Origin of the sequence: Methanoregula sp. PtaB.Bin085 (assembly GCF_002067035.1) — an archaeon.
Classification (GTDB): domain Archaea; phylum Halobacteriota; class Methanomicrobia; order Methanomicrobiales; family Methanospirillaceae; genus Methanoregula.
The window spans coordinates 1-21,135 of sequence record NZ_MVQB01000027.1 but is presented as its reverse complement, the minus strand read 5'-3'; the positions used below and the strand labels follow the sequence as shown (position 1 = coordinate 21,135).

At 59.4% G+C, this 21,135-nt stretch carries 20 protein-coding genes and 1 rRNA gene; 12 read left to right on the top strand and 9 right to left on the bottom strand.

The annotated features are described in order from the left end of the window. Positions 1-67 precede the first annotated feature (67 nt). The 3 genes from A4E33_RS05185 to A4E33_RS05175 all read left to right on the top strand — a co-directional run bounded on the left by A4E33_RS05185 (position 68) and on the right by A4E33_RS05175 (position 2,500). On the top strand, positions 68-832 hold the full coding sequence (locus A4E33_RS05185) for a HAMP domain-containing sensor histidine kinase (RefSeq protein WP_292346625.1): 765 nt from the start codon (positions 68-70) through the stop codon (positions 830-832). A 100-nt stretch (positions 833-932) separates the two neighbouring features. Further along, entirely contained in the window at positions 933-1,946 is a 1,014-nt protein-coding gene (locus A4E33_RS05180; protein WP_292346624.1) for a hypothetical protein, read from the top strand. Continuing rightward, positions 1,943-2,500, top strand: coding sequence for a diacylglycerol/polyprenol kinase family protein (locus tag A4E33_RS05175; RefSeq protein WP_292346623.1), 558 nt, complete (start codon positions 1,943-1,945; stop codon positions 2,498-2,500). The genes A4E33_RS05180 and A4E33_RS05175 overlap by 4 nt, the downstream gene beginning before the upstream one ends. A 146-nt stretch (positions 2,501-2,646) precedes the next feature. Here A4E33_RS05175 and A4E33_RS05170 read toward each other — a convergent pair whose 3' ends face one another. Further along, positions 2,647-3,162: a GyrI-like domain-containing protein gene (locus A4E33_RS05170; protein WP_292346622.1), complete on the bottom strand. Its 516-nt coding sequence runs from the start codon at positions 3,160-3,162 to the stop codon at positions 2,647-2,649. A 96-nt stretch (positions 3,163-3,258) separates the two neighbouring features. Between A4E33_RS05170 and cofC the strand changes: the two genes are divergently transcribed. The 3 genes from cofC (at position 3,259) to A4E33_RS05155 (ending at position 5,119) form a co-directional block, all read left to right on the top strand. Then, the gene (gene cofC / locus A4E33_RS05165) at positions 3,259-3,885 is read left to right on the top strand and encodes a 2-phospho-L-lactate guanylyltransferase (RefSeq protein WP_292346959.1); all 627 of its coding nucleotides are present in this window, start codon (positions 3,259-3,261) and stop codon (positions 3,883-3,885) included. A gap of 31 nt (positions 3,886-3,916) precedes the next feature. Beyond that, positions 3,917-4,621: a ribonuclease III family protein gene (locus tag A4E33_RS05160; protein ID WP_292346621.1), complete on the top strand. Its 705-nt coding sequence runs from the start codon at positions 3,917-3,919 to the stop codon at positions 4,619-4,621. Between the two features lie 108 nt (positions 4,622-4,729). Beyond that, positions 4,730-5,119, top strand: coding sequence for a hypothetical protein (locus A4E33_RS05155; RefSeq protein WP_292346620.1), 390 nt, complete (start codon positions 4,730-4,732; stop codon positions 5,117-5,119). A 36-nt stretch (positions 5,120-5,155) separates the two neighbouring features. Here the strand turns inward: A4E33_RS05155 and cofE are convergent, their stop codons facing one another. Genes cofE through glyA form a run of 4 tightly spaced genes read right to left on the bottom strand, consistent with a single transcriptional unit; the run spans position 5,156 to position 8,832 of the window. Continuing rightward, on the bottom strand, positions 5,156-5,938 hold the full coding sequence (gene cofE, locus A4E33_RS05150) for a coenzyme F420-0:L-glutamate ligase (protein WP_292346619.1): 783 nt from the start codon (positions 5,936-5,938) through the stop codon (positions 5,156-5,158). Next, positions 5,935-6,747, bottom strand: coding sequence for a dihydropteroate synthase (gene folP, locus A4E33_RS05145; RefSeq protein ID WP_292346618.1), 813 nt, complete (start codon positions 6,745-6,747; stop codon positions 5,935-5,937). Before folP ends, cofE begins: the two co-directional genes overlap by 4 nt. Next, positions 6,729-7,580, bottom strand: coding sequence for a bifunctional methylenetetrahydrofolate dehydrogenase/methenyltetrahydrofolate cyclohydrolase FolD (gene folD / locus A4E33_RS05140; RefSeq protein ID WP_292346617.1), 852 nt, complete (start codon positions 7,578-7,580; stop codon positions 6,729-6,731). The genes folP and folD overlap by 19 nt, the downstream gene beginning before the upstream one ends. 13 nt (positions 7,581-7,593) lie before the next feature. Then, positions 7,594-8,832 carry a serine hydroxymethyltransferase gene (glyA, locus tag A4E33_RS05135; RefSeq protein ID WP_292346616.1) on the bottom strand — a complete coding sequence of 413 codons (1,239 nt, stop codon included), beginning with the start codon at positions 8,830-8,832 and terminating at the stop codon, positions 7,594-7,596. 410 nt (positions 8,833-9,242) lie between these two features. Between glyA and A4E33_RS05130 the strand changes: the two genes are divergently transcribed. From A4E33_RS05130 to A4E33_RS05115, 4 genes are all read left to right on the top strand, one after another. Next, a complete protein-coding gene (locus A4E33_RS05130; RefSeq protein ID WP_292346615.1) occupies positions 9,243-9,728 on the top strand; it encodes a hypothetical protein in 486 nt (161 codons plus the stop codon). 12 nt (positions 9,729-9,740) lie between these two features. Continuing rightward, entirely contained in the window at positions 9,741-13,187 is a 3,447-nt protein-coding gene (smc, locus tag A4E33_RS05125) for a chromosome segregation protein SMC (RefSeq protein ID WP_292346614.1), read from the top strand. Positions 13,188-13,380: 193 nt separating this feature from the next. Continuing rightward, positions 13,381-14,277, top strand: a complete 897-nt coding sequence (locus A4E33_RS05120) for a segregation/condensation protein A (protein ID WP_292346613.1) — start codon at positions 13,381-13,383, stop codon at positions 14,275-14,277. Between the two features lie 34 nt (positions 14,278-14,311). Beyond that, positions 14,312-15,271: a DUF4013 domain-containing protein gene (locus A4E33_RS05115; protein WP_292346612.1), complete on the top strand. Its 960-nt coding sequence runs from the start codon at positions 14,312-14,314 to the stop codon at positions 15,269-15,271. 12 nt (positions 15,272-15,283) lie between these two features. Here the strand turns inward: A4E33_RS05115 and A4E33_RS05110 are convergent, their stop codons facing one another. The 3 genes from A4E33_RS05110 to A4E33_RS05100 all read right to left on the bottom strand — a co-directional run bounded on the left by A4E33_RS05110 (position 15,284) and on the right by A4E33_RS05100 (position 17,873). Then, positions 15,284-15,787 carry a hypothetical protein gene (locus A4E33_RS05110; protein WP_292346611.1) on the bottom strand — a complete coding sequence of 168 codons (504 nt, stop codon included), beginning with the start codon at positions 15,785-15,787 and terminating at the stop codon, positions 15,284-15,286. A gap of 452 nt (positions 15,788-16,239) precedes the next feature. Then, positions 16,240-17,061 (bottom strand): hypothetical protein, encoded by an 822-nt coding sequence (locus A4E33_RS05105; protein ID WP_292346610.1) that lies wholly within the window; start codon positions 17,059-17,061, stop codon positions 16,240-16,242. Continuing rightward, positions 17,058-17,873 (bottom strand): hypothetical protein, encoded by an 816-nt coding sequence (locus A4E33_RS05100; RefSeq protein ID WP_292346609.1) that lies wholly within the window; start codon positions 17,871-17,873, stop codon positions 17,058-17,060. Before A4E33_RS05100 ends, A4E33_RS05105 begins: the two co-directional genes overlap by 4 nt. Before the next feature lie 195 nt (positions 17,874-18,068). Here A4E33_RS05100 and A4E33_RS05095 point away from each other — a divergent pair, with 195 nt between their 5' ends. Then, a complete protein-coding gene (locus A4E33_RS05095; RefSeq protein WP_292346608.1) occupies positions 18,069-18,728 on the top strand; it encodes an alpha/beta fold hydrolase in 660 nt (219 codons plus the stop codon). Positions 18,729-18,869: 141 nt separating this feature from the next. Here the strand turns inward: A4E33_RS05095 and A4E33_RS05090 are convergent, their stop codons facing one another. After that, complete coding sequence (locus A4E33_RS05090; RefSeq protein ID WP_292346607.1) at positions 18,870-19,880, bottom strand: hypothetical protein; 1,011 nt, start codon at positions 19,878-19,880, stop codon at positions 18,870-18,872. Positions 19,881-20,656: 776 nt separating this feature from the next. Between A4E33_RS05090 and A4E33_RS05085 the strand changes: the two genes are divergently transcribed. Next, a 16S ribosomal RNA gene (locus tag A4E33_RS05085) occupies positions 20,657-21,135 on the top strand; the annotation flags it as partial.

The window sequence follows — 21,135 nt, the reverse complement described above, 5'->3', positions numbered from 1 at the left end:
GTAGCAGGCAGGTTATAGGTATGTCTGCTACATCGTGCAGCGTAGTGCTGTACAACACGGAGAAGGGATGTCCTCCCAGGGAGAAGGAAAAGAGACCAGTATGGATCCTGCCCGCACGGGCGGGGACGACACTGACGATAAAAAGACGATTGCCGAGCTGACGGCTAAGGTCGCGTTCCTGGAAAAGAAACTCCAGCTTGTCGGAAGCGTCACCCGCCACGATATCCTGAACCAGATGACTGCGATTGTCGGGTACAACGAGCTCCTCAGCATGATGGCGCAAGACCCGAAATTCAAAAGTTTCCTCGAGAAGGAGAAGTCCGCTCTTACCAGGATCCGCCGCCAGTTCCAGTATGCGAAGGACTACCAGAATATTGCCGTCGAACCTCCACGCTGGCATACCCTCAGGAACGTCGTGAACCGCGTCAGCGAGGACTTTGATGCAAAGACCGTCAGGGTCCTCACCGAAACCGGGGCAGCCGCGGTTCTTGCCGATCCGCTCTTCGAACGGGCGCTCCATTACCTGTTCGACAACGCTGTCCAGCGTGGCGGGACAACAACGGAGATCAGGGTTACCCTCCGGGAACAGGGGCCGTCGGGGCTCCTTGTCGTGGAAGACAATTGCACGGGGATCCCCGCTGACGATAAGGAGAAGATCTTCGAGCGAGGTTTTGGAAAAGAGTCGGGCTGGGGTCTCTTTCTCGCGCGGGAGATCCTGGCGGTGACGGGCATGACCATCCGGGAGAGTGGTATACCGGAAAAGGGAGCACGGTTCGAGATTGTCCTGCCCGCGGGATCGTTCAGGATGGATGGCGTGGAGACGCCACGATAATTCGTTTCCGGTATCCTTCACCTGACCTGTATCAGTGGGGCTGGCCTATACCCGAAGCCTTTTCAAATAACTATTCTCGAATATTACCTGAGAAATTATCATGCGGGAAGGAACTGAAGCCCTCTTCGGGACATGTGCGATCGCTCTTGCTCTTGCCCTCGCAGCAGCCGGCTGTATCAGCCCGGGGACAAACCCCCCTGTATCAGTCCAGGCAACAGAAAATGCCACCCCGAACCATCCCCCCCATTACCTGCCGCTCTTTTTTGATTCCCTGTACTCCATGCAGGAGCGGCTCGCGCCCTCAGTCACGCTCTCCCTTCCTACCCGTCTCCCGGAGGGGTATGTCTTCACTACCGGTACGCAGACAGGGGGATACGGGGAAACCTCCGCCGATCAGGCATCTTATACATTGAGTTACCAGCGGGGCCAGAAGGAATCGATCTACCTCCAGGAACAGTCCCGGAATTCAACGACCTGTCCTGATGAACCTGTTTACAAGACCGCGGCCGTGGGAAAGACCCTGACACAGCGCGAGGGAACCGGGGAACTCACCTGGGGAAGGGACGGGTGGTGCTTCACCCTCTCGGGCCCCGTACCCAAAAACGAACTCGAGGCCATTGCCGCTTCCGTACAACCCATACCGTACCGGCAGGGGGTCATGCCGCCGTATGAGTACCAGCCGCCGGCGCACCCGCTTGTCGGGACATTTCCGGTGAACAGGAGCGCGACTGCAGCGGGGCAGACCATCACGATCAGGACATTCTCCTGCACAGCAGATGCCTGTACGGCGGTGTTTCACATCCATACTCTGTCACCGGCTGATCCCCCGCCCTCCCAGGTCGTGACCACGATGCCCCCGATCGGATCCGGCCCGCGTGCAGAGTGGCGGGTTGACGGAGGCCGGCCGCTCCTGACGAAGCCGGGAGGCGGTATGAGGTATAACGAAACCTCGGTATTCTGGATGACAGAGCCGCTGCCAAAGGACTCCCGGGAACTGGTTGTGAACTTCACACGGATTAACGGGATTGACGGCGTCTGGCGGATCACCATACCGCTTGACGGCCTGCAAACCTCCCGGGAGCCGCAACCGAACCGGCAGGAGGCCGCGCTGTGAGAGAGACGGTCCGCCAGCTGATCCATCTCTGCTTCGGCCTCGGGATTGCCGCGCTGGTGTTTTTCCTTGACCATGCCCTCGTCATCGCCATAATAGCGGGCGGCCTGCTTGCCGGGATCCTTCTGGTTGACCTTATCCTCCGCGGGTATCACGTCCCCGTCGTATCCCCACTCGTGCAGTACGGCGACCGGTGCGATCCCCTCCCCGGGAAAGGTGCGTTCTTCTTTGCCGTCAGCGCCCTTGCCTGCATCATCCTGTTCCCTGTTCCGGTTGTCGTTCCGGCACTGGTTGCCCTGTCCGTCCTCGACAGTGTCACAACGCTCGCCGGCCTCCGGTTCGGCCGTCACCGCATCCATAACGGGAAGTCGTGGGAAGGGACGCTCTCCGGTATCGCCGTTACAGTCGTTGCGCTTATCCCGTTTCTTACGATCCCCGGTGCTGTTGTGACATCCGTGATTGCAGGGATCATCGAGCTGTTCTCTCCTGTAGATGACAACCTCATCATACCGGTGGGTGTATGTGTTCTCCTTACGCTGGTGCCGGCGCTGGTGTGAAACGGTTGAGAGCCTCCCGGCGGAATACTACCGGAATACCGGGAATATTCAGCCCGCTTTGTTCCAGCCGGTCCCTACAGGCTGGCAGAAATCCCGGGATTGTCCGGGAATGAAAAAACGACAACTCTGAAAATGATTGTGGTTTTTTATTGCGCCACCAGCCCGGCCTCGTTCATCTTCTTCGGATCGACCGCGATACAGATATCGACTTCCTTTGCCGTCGGGTGCACGAACCGCCGATCATAGACCTCGAAATCATACGTGTATGTCCGGGGAAGGCTGGAGAGCCAGACCTCAGCCCAGATCGCGGTGACCGCATCCGGCATCTTGCCCTTCGCATTGAACACCGCGCAGGTCTGGGCCGGGATCTTCCGGATCTCCATCCCTTCCGGGACAGTACCGGCACGCGTCACTTTGGCACCGATGAGGTACGCATATTCACCCATCCAGTTGCTTGCATAGTCCGAGTACACGGCATACATCACCGGCGGGACAGCACGATTTTTTATCTTCGCGTTCGCGTTCCTCTGCAAAAAGTCCGTCCACGTTGCCGGTATATCGGTCACGCTCCTGCCATCGGCATTCGAGGTACGGCGGGAGATCCCGACAACGATCGTTGCGGGGATCTTCTTCACGGTAAAGGGGGCATCGATATCGAACATTGATAAAATGTCGGCATGCCGGAAGTTAAACCGTCCGGTTTTTCCCGCACATGGATCAGCACCTTTTTTTCATCGCCCGGCATACCCCGGTATACCATGTGTCCCGCGGCCCTCATCCCCTATAAACCGAAGAACCCGAAGACCCGGCTCGCAAGCCTTCTTTCCCAGGAGGAGCGGGAGCGGTTTGCCGCTTCAATGCTCGAGGATGTCAAGGCCGCCGTGAAGGACGCGATGTGCAGCCCGGTCCTCGTCTGCTCCGAACTCTTCGACTCCGAGGATGTCCAGATAACCATCACCGATACCGACCTGAGCGGGAGCATCAATGCCATCCTCCCGCAGACGGTCGGCCCCACCCTGATCATCATGGCAGACCTCCCGCTGGCTGACCGGGAGTCGGTCCGGCGGCTTCTCTCGACTGAAAAGGATATCGCCATCGTTCCCGGGCGCGGGGGCGGGACCAATGCCATCTTCATGAAAGAACCTCCGAAGTTCCATGTCGATTATTATGGTGCGAGTTTCCTCAAACACATGAAGATTGCAGAGGAAGCGGGGCTTTCTGTGGAGGTTATCGACTCCTTCCGGCTCCACACCGACATCGACGAGCCGTGGGATCTCGTGGAGCTGCTCATCCACGGGACCGGGAAGAGCAGGGCATACCTCGAGGAGCTGGGGTTTGCCATCTCGGCTGAAAAAGGCCGGGTGGGCGTGGTAAGAAAGCGATAGGCTTATCGCTCTGCCCTGCTCAGGGCATCATATGAACGGGCAGTCGGGGAATTCCTTAATCGAACTCCTCTATGTTCCGGATCCGGATGTCAACCGGATCATCGATACTTTTGTTTCCCGGTTCAACACGGTCTACGGCAACCCGGACTCCGCCCGCTGGGACATCTCCAAGGAGGACTGGCAGCGGTACGAGTTCCTCGGCGACCGTGTTCTCGGGCTTGTCGTTGCCCAGGCCCTCTTCACCCGGTCGGAAGGTACGCTGAACGAAGGCGAGATGACCCGGCGGCTGGCCGCGGTCGTCTCGAACCGGGCGCTCGATCAGCTGGTAAAAAAGTACGACCGGGAGATCTTCTCCCGTCTCGTCCCGAGTTGTATCGGCGAACAGAAGACGTACGGTGCCCGGATCTCGGGCGGGGCGTTCGAAGCCTTCATTGGTGCCCTGTACTGCGAGGTCGGGCTGGATGACGTGACCTTCTTTGTCACCTCTGTCATGAGAGGCCTGCTCGAAGAGCATGATCCCCGCGACAATGCGATCGGGCTTTTACAGGAATATTTCCAGAAACGGGGCGAGGACCTGCCGTTTTATTCCGAGATATCCCGCACGGGCCCGGATCACCGCCCCCTCTTCACGGTCCGGGTCCATATCCCGGGCGGGAGAACGTTCGATGGTACCGGCATGTCGCTGCCGGAAGCCCGCCGGAATGCGGCGCAGACTGCGCTTGAACACCTGAAATAAGGCCGGATTTCCCTGCACGGCCGCTTTCCTGTCCCGACCGGAGCGTTTATAGGATTATCCCCCATAACGGAACATAGACACGATTCGGCAGGGAACAGCGACCCGGCTATGTTCGAACGGCTGTTTGAGAAGAAGGCAGATGGCATCCTGAAGGGGATGACGCTTGAGTGGAATTGCCCGGCGTGTGCAGGGATCAATTTCAGGATCCTGAGCGCCGCAGAGCGGGCCGCAGGCGAATACCATTCGCACTGCCGGTACTGCAAAGTCAGGTACCGTATTGGTTTCTCCCCTCCCTCACAGGGTATCGCAGGTGAGGCAGAGTTCTACGAGCGGCTGGAGGATGAACACTTCACGGAGGAAGAACAGAAGGAACTGATCCGTGATTTTGCCGAGATCGAATACATGCGGGCGGACAATGCCAACCCCCGGGAAGTGACCGGCAAGGGCCGGATGCTCGAGGAGAAGATCGTTTTTTTCAAACACCGCCGGCGTATCTGAACCGGTCTGCCCCCTGCTCCGGACTGCGGTAAATTTTCAGAACTCTTGCTTCCGGCTCTTTGCAAAGATGCCCATGAAGAGGCATTCATCGGCATCGATGGATTCCACACCCGTATATGTGTCGGATACGGGCAGGCCGGTTCCCCGGACGATCGCGGCGGGCATACATTCATCAGCTTCGCCCATGACAAGTTCGGCAGCAGAAGCGAGGTTGTCTGCCACCGCCCGTTTGGTCACTTCAAGCGTCCTCCCGAAGAGGTCGCTCCTCCCCCGTTCATCGATGACGGACGGGATGCCGGCGCAGCCGATGGCAACCCCGCTGCAGCCGGATCGCATCGCGTGCGTGCGGCTGTCGGCCAGAATAACGCCAATAGCTGCCCCGGTCGCTTTCCTGACGGCGTCCCGGATCCTGCAGGCGCTGGCATCGGGATCTGCGGGGAGCGGCGTAACGCAGCCATGGGGGGCGTTCGAGGCATCAACGCCGGCATTGGGGAGCAGTGTCCCGCCTTTCAGGCACAGCAGGAAATGCGGGATTCCCCCGACAATAGAGTCGCTCTCCCTCAGCACGACTTCGACGACTGCAGCGTCCATCTGGTATGTTGCGGCCAGTTCATGCGCACGTGCGGAGGGTTCGATATCAGCAAGCCGGATCACGTTCCCCTCCGATGTGGCAACCGCAGTCTCGGCAAGGACAAGGATGTCGCCGTCCCGGAATCCGCCACAGGAGATTTTTGCAGCACCAATGACCCGGTCAGCGATAGAATCCCCGCAGTGGATGATGCCCGTGGAAAGCCCGTACACCGAGAACGAGCTGTTCATCGCCGTTTCACCAGGTGTTCGAAGACCCGGACCGTATCCACTGTCTCCTTCACGTCGTGGGTCCGGACCATGGCGGCTCCTTTCTGGAGCAGGGTCATGGTGACAGCAAGGCTGCCGGCCAGGCGTTCCTGCGGCAGCCTGTCCAGCAGGTTGCCGATGAAACTCTTCCGGGAGACTGCGGCAAGAAGCGGGCGGTCGTACCGGAGGAACTCGTCGAACCTCCGGCTCAGTTCCCAGTCGTCGTCTACCGAGCGGAACGGGGTCCAGAGACCGATACCGGGATCGAGGACATAGTTATCGATGCCGGCGGAACTGCAGCGCTGTATGACTGTCTGAAGGGCCGTGTGGGTTGCCTCGACCCCCACCGCATCGCCCGGGGTGTAGTCCGTTGCCATCACGATGGCGGGCAGGCCGGCATCGGCAACCCGTTTCACGTACGCCTCCGAACAGAACCCTGCAATGTCGTTCACGGCATGGATCTCGTGCTTTAAGCAGACGTCCAGGACCCACGGGCTCATGGTGTCAACCGATACCGTGAAGCCGGTCCCGTCGAGCTCCTTTAACGCCTCGTCGATACGCCGTGCTTCTTCAGTCCCGCTGATGGCCTGTGCATGCGGTGCGGTGCTCCGGGCGCCGAGATCAAGGATGTCGGCGCCAGCCTCCACCATCTCCACGGCTTTTGCATGGATCTCTTTTGTGGGGATGAAGGAATCCACGTAAAAGGATTCGGGGGAGCAGTTGATGACGCCCATCACGCGGACCGGGGCGTCCCCGCCGATCGTGACCTTGTTTATCGTGCACTGCTGCATGCTCTCACCTTCGCAGCCTTCAGCGTGTTCTCCATCAGGGTAGCAATCGTCATCGGGCCGACCCCGCCGGGGACAGGGGTGATGGCACCCGCGATCTCTCTCACCGCGGCAAAGTCCACGTCGCCGACAAGTTTGCCCTCCAGCTGGTTGATCCCGACGTCGATGACCGTAGCCCCGGGCTTCACCATCTCCGGGCGGATGAAGTGTGCCTTCCCGACAGCCGAGACAAGGATATCGGCCCGTTTCAGCTCGTCCGCCAGGTTCCTTGTCTTACTGTGGCAGATGGTGACCGTGGCATCAGCGTTCAGGAGGAGGGCTGCCATGGGCCTTCCGACATCGATGCTCCGTCCCGCGATAACGGCACGGGCACCGGCAACCGGGATTTTGTATTCAGCAAGCAGCGTCATGATCCCCGTGGGCGTGCAGGACGTGAACCGGGGTTTCCCCGAGAAGAGGAGACCCATGTTTTCCGGGTGGTAACCGTCAACATCCTTTGCCGGGTCGATCGCTTCGATGATCCGCTCGCTGTCGATCCCCTTCGGCAGGGGGAGCTGGACAAGGATCCCGTCGATATCAGGGTCCGCGTTCAGCTGCCGGACCTTCTCCAGCACTTTCTGCGTGGAGATATCGCCGGGAAGTTCGATCCCGACGGAGCCGATCCCCACCTGCTCGCAGGCCCTGTGCTTCATCCGCACGTACATCTGCGAGGCCGGATCTTTTCCCGCGATGACCGTGGCGAGGTGGGGGTGGAGACCGCATTCCCCGATCTCCTCTTTGAGGATCTCAAGACGCATCTCCGAGCATTTTTTCCCGTCGAGGATCGTGGCCGCCATACAACCTCGGGTATTACTCGGGGTAGAGCGTGAACTTCGACGCCAGGGCCTCGACCTTGCCGCGAACGTCCCTGATGTTCTTCTCGTTTTTAATATCTTTGATCACGCTCGCGATCCAGGTGCCGATGAGGCGCATCTCGGCCTCCTTCATGCCCCGCGAGGTGACAGCGGGGGTGCCGATCCGCAGGCCGCTGGTCACGAACGGGCTTTTGGTCTCGTTCGGGATCGTGTTCTTGTTGACCGTGATCGCGGCTTTCCCGAGAGCGGTCTCGGCTTCGAGGCCGGTGATGCCCTGGTCGGTGAGGTCGAGGAGCATCAGGTGGTTGTCGGTGCCGCCCGAGACGAGACGCAGGCCGTTGTCCATGAGTGTCTGGGCAAGGACCTTTGCGTTTTTGATGATCTGCTTGTTGTATTCGGTGAACGAGGGCCTGAGCGCCTCTTCGAAACAGACCGCTTTTGCCGCAATGGTATGCATCAGGGGGCCGCCCTGCATGCCGGGGAAGACGGCCTTGTCGATGGCAACGCCGAGGTCGGCATTGCACATGATGGCGCCGCCCCGGGGCCCGCGGAGGGTCTTGTGAGTGGTCGTGGTCGTGTAGTTGACCACGCCGACCGACGTCGGGTGCTGCTTTGTTGCAACAAGACCCGCGATGTGGGCGATATCGGCCATGCAGACTGCACCAACGTCGTCGGCGATCTGCTGGAACGCCCTGAAATCAATGGTCCGAGGGTATGCGGATGCACCGCAGACGATGATCTGGGGCTTCTCCTTCTTCGCCATCTCGGCTACCGCACCGTAGTCGAGCATCTCGGTCTTCGGGTCCACGCCGTACTGCGCCACCTGGTAGAACTTCCCGGTGAAGCTGACAGGGGAGCCGTGGGAGAGGTGGCCGCCCTGGTTCAGCTTCATGGAAAGGATCTTGTCGCCCAGTTTTATCGCGGCGAAGTAGACCGCCATGTTGGCCTGCGTGCCCGAGTGGGGCTGGACATTGGCATGCTCCGCCCCGAAGAGCTTCCTGAGCCGGTCGCGGGCCAGGTTCTCGGCCATGTCGTGGAACTCGCATCCGCCATAGTACCGCTTGCCGGGGTAGCCCTCGGCATACTTATTGGTCATGATCGATCCCATGGCTTCAAGAACTGCACGGGACACGACGTTCTCTGAAGCGATCAGCTCCAGGCCGTTGACCTGCCGGAGCCTCTCCTTCTCGATAATATCTGCGATTGCTGGATCCGTTTTTGACAGATGCGACATATGGAGAAGGGTTGGCACGGATCAGGTATACCTTTTTCTCAGGTGCTGAGTGCCGGCCCGGCTGGGACGGAACAATGGCAACTCACAAGTGGAAGAATACTGGCGCATTCTTCTCCACCTCAGGTTTCTCCGACCCCTCGCAAGTCGAAGAGTTGCTTCTGTATATCTTCACCGGTGTGTTGTCTGACGACCCCTCGGATGTCAAAGAACGCTGACGCGTTCTTCTCCGGTTCCGGCTCTGATGAGCCCTCACGAACCAAAACCCCTTTATCCTAATCAGGCGATCAATCTATTAGTAATACGGAGTGCGCTGCACCTGTACCGGCACCGTTGGTTAGCGGGCGGCGCAATCGTGTGCAAAGATCATATATCTTGAGCGCGAACGTTAACACCAGGAGAGAGAAAGAACCATGATGGAAACCTCATTGTCCGCTGCAACCGAGGACCGGATTGCAACGCTGGAAAAGAAGGTCAGGGAGATGGAGGCACTCGTCAAGGGCCTGACTCAGGAGCTCCTTGATCTCAAGTCGGTTGCGATGAAGATGAACAAGCAGAGCGAGGAACGCAGCCGGCAGGAACTGAAGCGGAGCAGCCCCATTGTCCAGGGTACGGCGCCCCAGCCGGCATCAGCCCCTGCCCAGACCCCGTCAGCAACCGGCAGCACCGTCATCCGGCCCAAGAGTGCCAAGGCAGCCGAGCCCCCGGCAGCCCCTCCGGAGCCCGCCATGGACATGATCATGCAGCCCGACGGGACCATGAAGCTCGAGCCCCGGCGCGGTGACAAGAGCTATATCGTTGCATCGGCCGGCTATGGCAGGAAGAAGGGTATGGCAAAGGGCAAGCAGAGCGACATGATCGTCGCGGTGGAAGAAAATAAGGATCCTGCAAAGAAGTAAGGGGCCGGATCTTTGCACATCACAGAACTCGAGATAGACAACTTCAAGTCTTTTTCAAAAAAGACAAAAATACCCTTTCTGGAAGGTTTCAGTGTCATCTCCGGGCCCAACGGCTCCGGCAAGAGCAATATCATCGACTCCATCCTGTTCGTGCTCGCCCTCTCGAGCTCCCGCAACCTCCGGGCCGAGAAACTGACCGACCTGATCAACCTCAACTCCGGCAAGAACATCGCCGAGGTCTCGCTCCAGTTCTCCGACGGTACGAAGATCCGCCGCCGGATCAAGCGGACCGGCAACGGGTATTACAGCTACAACTACCTCAACGAGCGGCTCTGCAAGCAGAGCGATATCGTCGAGCACCTGGCAAAGTACGGGATCATCCCGCACGGCTACAATGTCGTGATGCAGGGGGACGTCACCCGCATCATGGAGATGAGCGACTTCGAGCGCCGGAAGATCATCGACGAGATCGCGGGGGTTGCGGAGTTCGATACCAAGAAGGCCCAGTCGCTTGCCGAGCTGGACATCGTCCGGGAGCGGATCGAGCGCGAGGAGCTCCTGCTGCTCGAGCTCTCCAAGCGGGCGAACGAACTCCGGCGCGAGCGGGAGCACGCTCTTGAGTACCAGAAGTGGCAGAAGGAGCTCTCCTATTACCAGAACTGCCGGTCGGCCGCCCAGCTCCACGACCGCGTCCGGGAGCTCAACACGCTCCTGAAATCCACCGAAGACCACAAACTGAAGCTGACCCGGATCGCCGCGGACAAGGGCCTCGAGGAGAACGAGCTCTCCTACCTCAAAGCCGACCTCGCGGATATCGACGAGCTGATCAACAAGAAGAGCGGGTCCGAGTACCTGAAGCTTATTGCCGAACTCGAGGAGGCAAAGAGCGGGATCAAGTTCTCCGAGCAGACCATTGCCCGGCTGAAAAAGGAGAAGGAAGCCAACCTCGAGACCATCAACCGCGTGTACGTGGATACGAAGAGGGCCGAGACCCGTGTGGCCGAGTGCACGGACCAGATCCGGACCCTGACCATCGACCGGACAAATATCGCGATGGAGATCGCGACAGCAAAGGCCCAGCTGGAGAAGATCGAGACCGAGATAAAGCAGCACAGCGAGGACACGGAAGGGGCCCGCGAGAAGCTCTTCAGCCTCATGCAGGAGGCCGAGGAGAAAAAGGGCCAGCGGTCGGGCATCCTCCACCAGCAGGACATGCTCATCGAGAAGAGCCGGATGCGTACCTCCGAGCTCGAGCGGCTGCAGGGGCTCCTCCGCCAGCTGGACGAGGAGTACGCGGCAAAGCAGGGGCAGCTCACGGACAGCGACACGAACATCGCGGCGCTGCAGAACGAGAAGAAGAACCTCGACCGGAACCTCTCGGAGCTGGAAGGGGCGATGTTTGCCCAGAGAAACACGCTCGAACGCCTGCGCAACGAGATCCGGGAGAACGAGCAGGACGCGATCCGGCTCGAGGCCGCCCAGCAGGCCCGCGGGGAGTCGGGAGGAAAAGCCCTCGAGGCCGTCCTTGCCATGGAAGGGGTCCACGGCACGATATCCGACCTCGGGAAGGCGCCCAAGGAGTACACCACGGCCCTCAACGTTGCCGCGGGGAACAAGCTCCATTTCGTGGTCTGCGACGACGACCAGGTGGCTGCGGATGCGATCCGGTACCTCAAGGAGGAACGGCTCGGCCGGGTCACCTTCCTCCCGCTGAACAAGCTGAAGCCCCCGGCACTTCCCCCGCTCAGGGAGCCGGGCGTGATCGATTACGCGGTCAACCTCCTCGACTACGACCCGAAGTTCGACAAGGCATTCGGCGTTGCCCTTGGCGGAACAGTCGTGGTCGACACGCTCGACCGTGCGCGGAAACTGATCGGGAAATACCGCATGGTCACGCTCGAAGGGGAATTGCTCGAGAAGAGCGGGGCGATTACGGGCGGCGCCACGAAGAAACAGGCCGGTCCCCGGGGATTCGGCGCCGCCGTTGACGACGAGATCATACGGATCCGGTCGCACCTTGCGGAGCTGCAGGGCGAGGCGGCGACGCTCGAGGCGGGGGTCAGACGGCTCACGGAAGAGGTGGACGCGAAGCGGGCGCAGAGGAACGAGATCGACCAGAAGATTGCCCGTATCGGGATGTTCACCGAGGAGTTTTCGAAACGGTTCGAAGCGATCACGGTCGAGAAGCAGACCATCGAGGCGGCGGTTGCCCGGCAGGCCGAGGAGACGAAGAACGGCGCTTCGGAACTCGCGGCGCTGGAGGCGGAACTCGACCGGATGACGGGAGAGATCAACGAGACCGTCGCGAAGATCGACGCGATCAAGAAACGCCTCGACGACACGAACATCCCGGCCCTGACCGAGCAGATGGAGAAGAAGCGCCGGGAGATCGAGGAGGCCGAACGCCGCCTCCGGAACAAGGACGGGGACATCAGCGACGCCCAGCGCGACCGCCAGCACTTTACCCAGCGGATCAGCGAGCTGGCCGAGGAGCGCAAGGGGCAGGACGAACGTAACTTCCAGATCGACACCGATATCGCCGGTGCGCAGGACCAGATCAGGGCTCACAAGGCCCAGATAACGACCCTCGAAGAGCGCCAGAAGGAGTTCTCCGGCGAACTGGACGAGCTGCGGGGGAAGCGGGCCGAGGTCTCCAGGCATATCCAGGAGTCCGAGCTGAAGATCATGAAGTTCGACGCCGACACCGAGCGGATCACGGCCCAGCTGACAGCAATCGACGAGCGGGCAAAGACCCTCGGTATCGAGGTGGACATGCTGAAGCAGCAGGTCGGGGAGATGGACACGAACCTCTCCCTCTCCGAGATTGAGGGGAAGATCGCGGAGGCCGACGGGGCACTGCGAAAGATCGGGGCCGTGAACATGCTTGCAATCGACGAGTACGAGAAGGTCGAACGGCAGGTGGAGGAACGCACCGGCAAGAAGGAGACCCTGTCGAGCGAGCGTGCCACGCTGATCGAACGGATCGAGAAGTACGAACAGATGAAGTACGAGGCGTTCACGACCGCGTTCAAAGCCATCGACGCCAACTTCCGCGAGATCTTCGCCCGGCTCACGAGCGGCAGCGGCCATCTCGTGCTCGAGAACGAGGAGGACCCGTTCGCCGGCGGGATGACCTTTGCCGTCCAGCCGCGGGACAAAAAGGTGCACCTCCTCTCGTCCCTCTCCGGCGGGGAAAAGTCGCTCACCACCCTCGCGTTCATCTTCTCGATCCAGCGGTACATCCCCGCCCCCTTCTACGCGTTCGACGAGGTCGACATGTCGCTCGACGGCGCGAACGTGGAACGGATCGCGTCCATGGTTGCGGAGCTCGCCCCGAAAACGCAGTTCATCATCATCTCGCTGCGCAAGCCGATGATTGATGCCGCACAGCGGATCATGGGTGTGACGCTGCGGCCGGACAAGAGCACGCTGGTCACCGGGGTAAAGGCGAATGGCTGAGAGGAAGAAGGGTAAGAAGAAACCGGCATCCGGACAGGCAGAATCTCCAATCCCGGCGGAACCCGCACAATCACAGCCGGGACCGGAACAACCTGCTGAACAACCTGCGGATCAGCCTGTACCAGTGCAGCCCCTTCCAGAACTCACGGCAACGGAACAAGCCGTTCCTTTGGCACCTGTCGTGGAACCGCCAGTGCCGGAACAACCAGTCCCGAATGAGGCAGGTGGTGCAACTGCCGGAAATGCTGAACCCGCACCTGCACCAGACGCCCCGTCCGGACCTGCTCCCGGCGAAGAAACGGCGCCAGGCCAGATCATAACTCAGGCAGTCGAGGACCCGGTCGAGATCCTGGTCGGCATGGCGGAGCGGGGCGAGATCGACCCGTGGAACATCAACATCATCGAGGTGACCGACCGTTTCCTCTCGCTGCTCGAGCGGCGCCGGGAGCTCAACCTCCAGGTATCGGGCCGGACGCTCTTCTACGCGGCTACGCTCCTGCGGATGAAATCCGAACAGCTCGATGTCGTGGAGGAGGCGGACGACGAGGGCGATGGCGGGGACCTGTTTGGCGATGAGTTCGGCGGCGGCACGGGCGAGGAGATCGATTTCGGCAGCCGGCTCGGCCCCATCGAGCGGCTGGAGCACGAAATCCAGCGCCGGCTCGAGCGCAAGAGCATGCGGAAGAGCCCCACTACGCTCTTCGAGCTGATCACCGAGCTCAAGAACATCGAGAAGGAGGATCGCCGGCGCCGCAGGATGTCCGAGGGGCGTGGCGTGGACCTCACCGACAGCCTCATCGATGCTGAGGACGTTGTCAGCATCGCCCACGAAGAAGGGTTCCAGGAGACCGCGATGACCCGGCTCGCCGAGTACCTCGAAGGGCTGGAACTCGACCAGGAGCTGACGCTTGCGGAGCTCTGCACCCGGATGGAATGGGGGATCCCCGAGGTGTACATCCCGCTCCTCTTCCTTGCGCTGGACGGGCGGTGCAGCCTCCGGCAGGAGGAGTTCTTCGGCGATATCTGGGTGCAGATCCGCCACCCGGAGCCGGCAGAGGCCGGGGGCGGGGCGGCTGAGGAAAGCACCTGAATCCGCATCCCTTTAAATCCGGCACGGCATATGATTGACCAGATACGCGATGGATGTCGGCCGGTTTGTCGTTGAGTCAGCATATTTCACCCGTGCCACCCTTTTCTCAAAGCCGTCCCGCTGGCTGGTCTTCATCCTGCTTGGCCTCCCGTGGGCGGCCCTGTCCTCGCTGATGGAGAGCAGGCAGATCCTTGATGGAAACATCATTCACTGGGCCCTCGTCCCATGGCGGGAAGCCGGCCTGCTGATAGGCGCCGGCGTGTTGTGCAACCTCCTCGTCTGGGGCTGGATCGTCAGGCTGTTCCGGAAAAACCCGCTGCCACCGGAGTTCGACCGCCCCCTCTCCCTCTGCCTTGACGGGATCAAGGCCCACACCATCCCGCTGGTCTGGATTCTGGTTCCTGAGATCCTGGCGTTCATCCAGTTCACGATCGCCGGCAGCAGCACGTTCTCCATCATCCTCTGGCCACCGGATCCTGCAACGATCCAGATCCTCGTCCTGTTAGCCGTCGAACTCGTTCTCTTCTTCTACGCGGTGCAGTACGGCCTGATCGGGATGATACGGTTTGCCCGGACCGGCAGCGTCCGCGAGGCGTTTGCCATCCTGGAGATCAAGAGGACGTTCGACCGGATCGGCTTCGTGAACTACTATCTCGGCTTCGGGGTCGTTGTCCTTTCATGGCTGCTCTTTACCTTCAGTCTCCGCGGGGTCGCGCTCGTGCCGTATGCCGGCCCGGTCATCGCACTCTGTCTCGGTCCCGTCCCGGTCGTCTTCTGCTCGCGCTTCGTTGCGCATTTCTGCGACGAGGACCAGTATTCTCCGGCCACAGGGAACACCAGGGATACGGGAGCGGGCACAGTCTCCCTCCCTGATGGCACCGGATCACTGGCAACCGAGTATGCTGTATGGCTCGCGATCCTTGCCGTGCTCGTCGTCCTTTGCTTCACGCCGTTAGCGCTGATCATAACATCGGTCAGCAGGCTGATCCCGTAGAGTTCATACCTCCTATGCCAGTGCCGGTACCGAGTCCGCCCACGCCTCCACATTCCTGCGGATATTGTCATCGGAATACGATGACAGCGTTATCCTGGTGCGGGCAATATTCAGGTAATACACCTCATGGGACGGGTCATGGCACCGGAGCATGACCGAGAAGAGGTCTGCTGATGAGAGGTGCCGGACCTTCCCCCGGTGCGACGCGATATTGGCCATGTTGGATATGACGGATGCAATGCCGGTCTCGTACCCTTCAACGGAATCGTACGTCTCAATGCTGGTCCCGATCCGTTTCAGTGCGGTGTTCCGGTACTCGAACTTTGCCGTGTACATCTCCCGCAGCCTCTCGATCGGGGGATGGTGCTTCTGCCGGTGGTAGTACGGTGTGCAACCAAGCGGGTTTTTCATGATCAGCGAATGGACGATCTCATCGAACGCAGCGATATCCGCGATGGGCCGGTCCAGCTTCTTGTATGTGCTCTTGGTTCCCGGCCGGGTCCTGAAATCGGGCATGTAGGAGAAGAACGTGCGGGTCCGAGAAATCCTTGGTGGTCGGAAGGGGGGGGTCGGGCAGGGGCATGCAATCTATCCCGGCGCGTTGGCGGAATCGTGGGACCACAGGCTCCATTTCCCGTTCCCCGTTGGAGATCGAGCAGGTTCCGGCGCATGACCTCCGCGATTATTCGTGCACATTCCGAATCTTTCCGGAGCCAAAAGAACGATTGCCCCCCTCCGACCCCCCTGCTGACTGTGGCTGAAAACACCCTTATTTCCACTGGAAGATTACGACGGAATAATCCCTCCCCATTGCTCCATCGGAAGCAGTAGGGGGTCGGGCAGGAGCAATGTGCAGTGTGCCGGAAATTGTGGGTATGCCGTCGCGGATTGGTTGAATCTTCAATAGTGGCCGTACCAACCAGCAATCAGGTTGCTGCTATTCTGATGCTGTGGTAAAAAACAGAGGATCAGGGGACCTTCCCGGGTGTTCCCGCCACCGGGTAACTGTCCGGGAAAAACGCTGCCGAGATCCGCTGCGAGAGGTCCTGCTCAACCGGGCTGACAACGTACTCCATACCCAGCCCATGAACCTGCATCCAGACGATAATCCAGCAGAACGCGATTGTTACTGCCACTTCGGCCGGTATTTTTGTCAGTGCGATGATACCATGGCCGGCAATTACTCCCATCAGGATCATCGCGATGACGTAAAAGGCAGAACTGAGCAAAGCCGGCAGCGGATCGGCAAGCACCTGGGGGGCCTGGACAAAATCGGCAATGGTGAAAACCACCCCGGAGACCGGAAGACAATACGCGCTGATGGTGAATGCCGGGTTCCATGAGAAATTGCCCGTGACATACCACAGCCCGGCTGCAAGCATGATCACTGCTGCAACAAGGAACAGGCAGTTGTTCAGCACTCCCTGGAGGGTAAGGGAAACAAGAAACAACGAATTGCCTGAGATTGTGCTCAGCACATCCGTCATCCCCGGTGGTGCCGGTCTCCACGCGGCACTGGGGTGGAAAAGCGTGAAGGCGTGTATCGAGAGCACGACGGCAAGGCTGCGCAGAAAACCGGTGATAATGGCAAAGAACAGGAAGAAGAGGAACGGGGTGAGACAGTCCCCTGCCCCGAATTCCCCGAGAGCCTGCCCGGGCCGGCGGAGGAGAATGTACATCCGGCGTGCCATGAAGCCGGGGAATTCCCAAAGGGATCCCCACGGTGTCTGTCCTCCACTACCCGCGTTGTCGCCGGGGCACCCCGCCAGGAACTCTTCAGGGGACCTCATTGGTTCGCTCCTCTGTTATCCGGATCAATGTATGAGATATACAGCCCGCCTTTCCCTTCCCCATACCTGATGGTATCCCTCCCGTCGAATTCACCAAAGGCCCAGACACTCTTTTTCAGCGGGATGAAGAACTCGATGACCGTGATCTCCGTACCACGCTCCGGACGTATGATCTTCTGTTTCAGAATGTCGGCGATCGGGGGCGGAACGTCCCTGCCATGCGTGAATGTGCGGACACGGGAGTCGATCGTGCTCGTCACCGATCTCCCGGCCTCTGTTATTGAAAAGACCGGGACGAGCGCCTGGCTGCCGGCCTCGAATGCCACCATGTCGTCGAACACCCATTCCGCCATACCGTCGAGGACCATGGTCTGCTTGTAGTTTTTGGAAAAATAGTCCGCACCCTTCTTCATCCGCCCGAGAGCGCTGATGATACTCACCCGGTACGGTACGCCTGCCTCCGTAACCGTGAAATCCCCGCTTGTCGTGAAGATCTTGAACGAAGTATATGACGGGAGGGGTTTCATGGTCTTCAGATCCCGGATCAGCGTGCAGCCGGGGCTCATGATGAACGTGGCATGGAATGCGACCGGATCCCCCCCGGTCGGCATCACGACACCTTTCGGACCTGCGGTTCCATGGATCAGGATTGGCTTCCCTTCCGTTTTCTGCGGTGCAGCCCGGTATGCACGGATCAGCTTCAGGCGGTTGTATTCCTCAATCCGGCTGCCCCAGAAGAGATAGATTACCACAAGGAGAAGGAAGACGAGAGCGAGTATGACGTATTTAATCAGGCCGGTTTCAAACCCCATACGTTCGGTTAGGAAATGAATCTATAAAAGTAATCCGAAAAATCCGGCAGAATAAAACAAGCATCCGGATATTCTCCCCCTGCCGGAGGAATATATTCCTCTCTCTTCGGGAGGAATACGGCGTTCCTTCCTGCGTTCTCACCGGCAGTCTGATGCGGTACTCATTTGTGGATCACGGTCAGAACACTTCTGGTTATGGCAACCTTCATCCTCGTTCATGGCGGCAACATGTCGACGGATACGTGGAACCGGCTGAGCGGCAGGAACCGGTATCCCCCGGGCGGGCTGCTGCGTGCGAAGATCTGGGATGATACGGCTGCGTTCCTCCGGGATCACGGACACCGTGTCCTTGCACCGGATCTTGCGGATGAGCACACCCATGGCCTGACCGATCATATCGGGCAGGTCCGCAGGCTGGTGGAAAAGGAGGATTCCGGCACAATCATCCTCGCCGGCCACAGTTACGGGGGGATGGTCGTTACGGGGGTTGCCGGCAGGATTCCGGCAAGGATCGGGAGGCTCGTGTATATCGATGCCGCGCCGCCGGACCCGGGCCAGTCGCTCTTCGACCTCTTTATCGCCGGGGGCTTTGACCCGCTGTCCTTTGCCGGGCTGGAAGCCACGAAGGCATATGTAGAGAAGCTGCAGTTCGATCCCGGGAAAACCCGTACGATCCCCCGCACGTATGTCCGCTGCACAAAGAGCGAGTTTATTGGGGTTACGGAGGCAGCAAAGGAAAAGATTGCAGCGGAGCCTGCAGGATGGAGATGTCTCGAACTGCCCACGTCCCACGTGCCGATGGCGACGATGCCGCTGCAGCTGAACAGGATGCTGCTGGACGAAGCGAACCGGTGATAAAAACCGGCTTGCATCCTCCCGGGTGTACATTTCCGGAGATTTCAATGACGGCATACGTTGATTCCGGGATCAGGGTTCCCGACAACACAGCCGCCGAAGAAAAACAGACCCGGGGGGCAGCCCCGGTACTGCCGGCCTTCAGAGCGCCCTCCCGAGCGCAACAGCGCCGGGATAGGGTTGCAAGACATCCAGGTTACGGTAGGACCTGACGGTACCGGACGGGGTTGTATCCAGCAGGATGTATCCCATACCTATGCCATTTCCGATGGATCCCCCGGCGATTCCGGAAGCTGGATTCCGAGTATCGTTCCTGTGAGGAGTATCGGTAACATCGATAATTGAGACAATCCGCGAGCCATGGTCATCCATTTCGGGCGACACGGCGGCAACGAGCATTACATGCCCGACATATTGCCCGGGTTCTGTGCTCGTCACTGAAATAATATCCCCGGCAGCAAGTTCACGAAGGGGGATATTCCGAAAACCGGTGCTGTTGCTCGTGATAAAGCGATAATAGTTGATCGGGGAAGTGATCGTGCATCCGCCGAAGGGATTGGTACACCCGGCACGGGGAACGGTATTCCCGGCTTTCCAGCCGGAAAAACCGGTCACCGTCCGGGTGTTTGCCCTGGTAAAAAGAGCGGTGATGAACCCGGAACAGTCGGTAAAGACCCGGGCATGGAGAGGAGATATAACATCCTGCTGAGTATATGCAGACTGGATGACTGCCTCCCAGCCGTTTGAGGAATATACCGGTTCACTTATCCAGTGAATCTGGTTCTGCTCATCCGCAGGCCAGAAGACGGTATTCTGATGGTACGTATGCGGGATATAGCCGGTAGCTTCCCTCTCCGGATTTGTATAGGATTCCGGGAGATATGCGGGTGCGTCGGGAGCCCTTGTATAGATATTATCCATGAGACTGTTTGCTGCTTCGAGAAGTGCGGCACCCGCCGGGCTCGCGGGAGTGGAATTCCAGGCAAGGGGCGCTATCGTCGCGTTGCCAACGGGGGGATATCCTTCCTGAGAGGCAGGGGAGGGGTATGCCTGATCCGGCGCTGTCGTGCATCCTGCCACAATGATCGCTACGGCAAGACACGTCCAGAGGAGCAGTCGCGTTCCGGATCCCCGAGATTGCAGGATATTCACGGTACCCGGATACGCATGAGGAAGTTTTGTCCTTTTCCTTTGTTCCGCGTCCCCTTTCCTGAAGGCTGCGCATGAAAATCGCAGGATGCAGGGTGTGATCGGCCCATGGTTTTGCCTGGGTTATCAGCTTCTGGATCAGAATCAGCGATCGCTGGTTTGGGGAATACCGGGAGCTTGCGGCACCTCAGGGGCCCTTAAACGCGCAGTACCGTCGGAAAACCTGCAGAACTCTCCCGCGCTCCTGTGTGCGCCCCGCACGGATTTTTCCGGTCCGGAAAAATCCTGTGCCATTTCGCCGGCCCGGGGCCCCGGGATCTGAAAGTCCCAAAATAACCTGCTACGCCCTCTCAGGAGCTGAAATGGCCGTATCTTCCGGACACATAATTTTCACGCCTATAAAACCGGCCCGGAAACCATAGCTGCCCGGGGGGTAATCCTTAAATGCCCGGGTGTGCAATAATGTGATCCACAAATTCTGATGACGAACCGACGAAAAATGCCTGCGGGCATGATCGGTTCCGAGAAAGAATCCGACGCCTGAACGCGTCGGAGAAAACGGGTGAAGGTAACAAGGTATAAATAATACCGTGACCTACACTATAGGCCTGTGTTTGAGTAAACAAACACGACGAAAAACGGAAATTCTCTTTGATGGAGATCCAACGATACCCGGCATGACCGGAGTTGGTTCTGACGTTGGCATTGGCAATGCGGAAATTTGTTTAGTAACCGCTCAATTCCTCGAAAAGTTCAGATAGTGTGCGTATATTTGTGTAATTCTGGTTGATCCTGCCAGAGGCCACTGCTATCAGAGTTCGATTAAGCCATGCGAGTCGAGAGGTGCAAGACCTCGGCATACTGCTCAGTAACACGTGGACAACCTACCCTACAGAAGGGGATAACCCCGGGAAACTGGGGATAATACCCTATAGACTATGGAAGCTGGAATGCTCTGTAGCCGAAAGGTCCGCCGCTGTAGGATGGGTCTGCGGCCGATTAGGTTGTTGTTGGGGTAACGGCCCAACAAGCCTGTAATCGGTACGGGTTGTGGGAGCAAGAGCCCGGAGATGGATTCTGAGACACGAATCCAGGCCCTACGGGGCGCAGCAGGCGCGAAAACTTTGCAATGCGGGAAACCGTGACAAGGGAACTCCGAGTGCCAGCACAGGCTGGCTGTCCATCAGTTTAAATAACTGGTGAAGAAAGGGCCGGGCAAGACCGGTGCCAGCCGCCGCGGTAATACCGGCGGCTCGAG

Bases quoted from the DNA above. Each gene is read 5' to 3' on its own strand.
- A4E33_RS05155 (WP_292346620.1), top strand. From the start codon at position 4,730: ATGTTCGAACGGCTGTTTGAGAAGAAGGCAGATGGCATCCTGAAGGGG.
- A4E33_RS05100 (WP_292346609.1), bottom strand. From the start codon at position 17,873: ATGGGGTTTGAAACCGGCCTGATTAAATACGTCATACTCGCTCTCGTC.
- A4E33_RS05160 (WP_292346621.1), top strand. From the start codon at position 3,917: ATGAACGGGCAGTCGGGGAATTCCTTAATCGAACTCCTCTATGTTCCG.
- A4E33_RS05095 (WP_292346608.1), top strand. From the start codon at position 18,069: ATGGCAACCTTCATCCTCGTTCATGGCGGCAACATGTCGACGGATACG.
- A4E33_RS05105 (WP_292346610.1), bottom strand. From the start codon at position 17,061: ATGAGGTCCCCTGAAGAGTTCCTGGCGGGGTGCCCCGGCGACAACGCG.
- A4E33_RS05180 (WP_292346624.1), top strand. From the start codon at position 933: ATGCGGGAAGGAACTGAAGCCCTCTTCGGGACATGTGCGATCGCTCTT.
- A4E33_RS05185 (WP_292346625.1), top strand. From the start codon at position 68: ATGTCCTCCCAGGGAGAAGGAAAAGAGACCAGTATGGATCCTGCCCGC.
- folD (WP_292346617.1), bottom strand. From the start codon at position 7,580: ATGGCGGCCACGATCCTCGACGGGAAAAAATGCTCGGAGATGCGTCTT.
- A4E33_RS05130 (WP_292346615.1), top strand. From the start codon at position 9,243: ATGATGGAAACCTCATTGTCCGCTGCAACCGAGGACCGGATTGCAACG.
- cofC (WP_292346959.1), top strand. From the start codon at position 3,259: ATGTGTCCCGCGGCCCTCATCCCCTATAAACCGAAGAACCCGAAGACC.
- glyA (WP_292346616.1), bottom strand. From the start codon at position 8,832: ATGTCGCATCTGTCAAAAACGGATCCAGCAATCGCAGATATTATCGAG.
- cofE (WP_292346619.1), bottom strand. From the start codon at position 5,938: ATGAACAGCTCGTTCTCGGTGTACGGGCTTTCCACGGGCATCATCCAC.
- A4E33_RS05170 (WP_292346622.1), bottom strand. From the start codon at position 3,162: ATGTTCGATATCGATGCCCCCTTTACCGTGAAGAAGATCCCCGCAACG.
- A4E33_RS05110 (WP_292346611.1), bottom strand. From the start codon at position 15,787: ATGCCCGATTTCAGGACCCGGCCGGGAACCAAGAGCACATACAAGAAG.
- folP (WP_292346618.1), bottom strand. From the start codon at position 6,747: ATGCAGCAGTGCACGATAAACAAGGTCACGATCGGCGGGGACGCCCCG.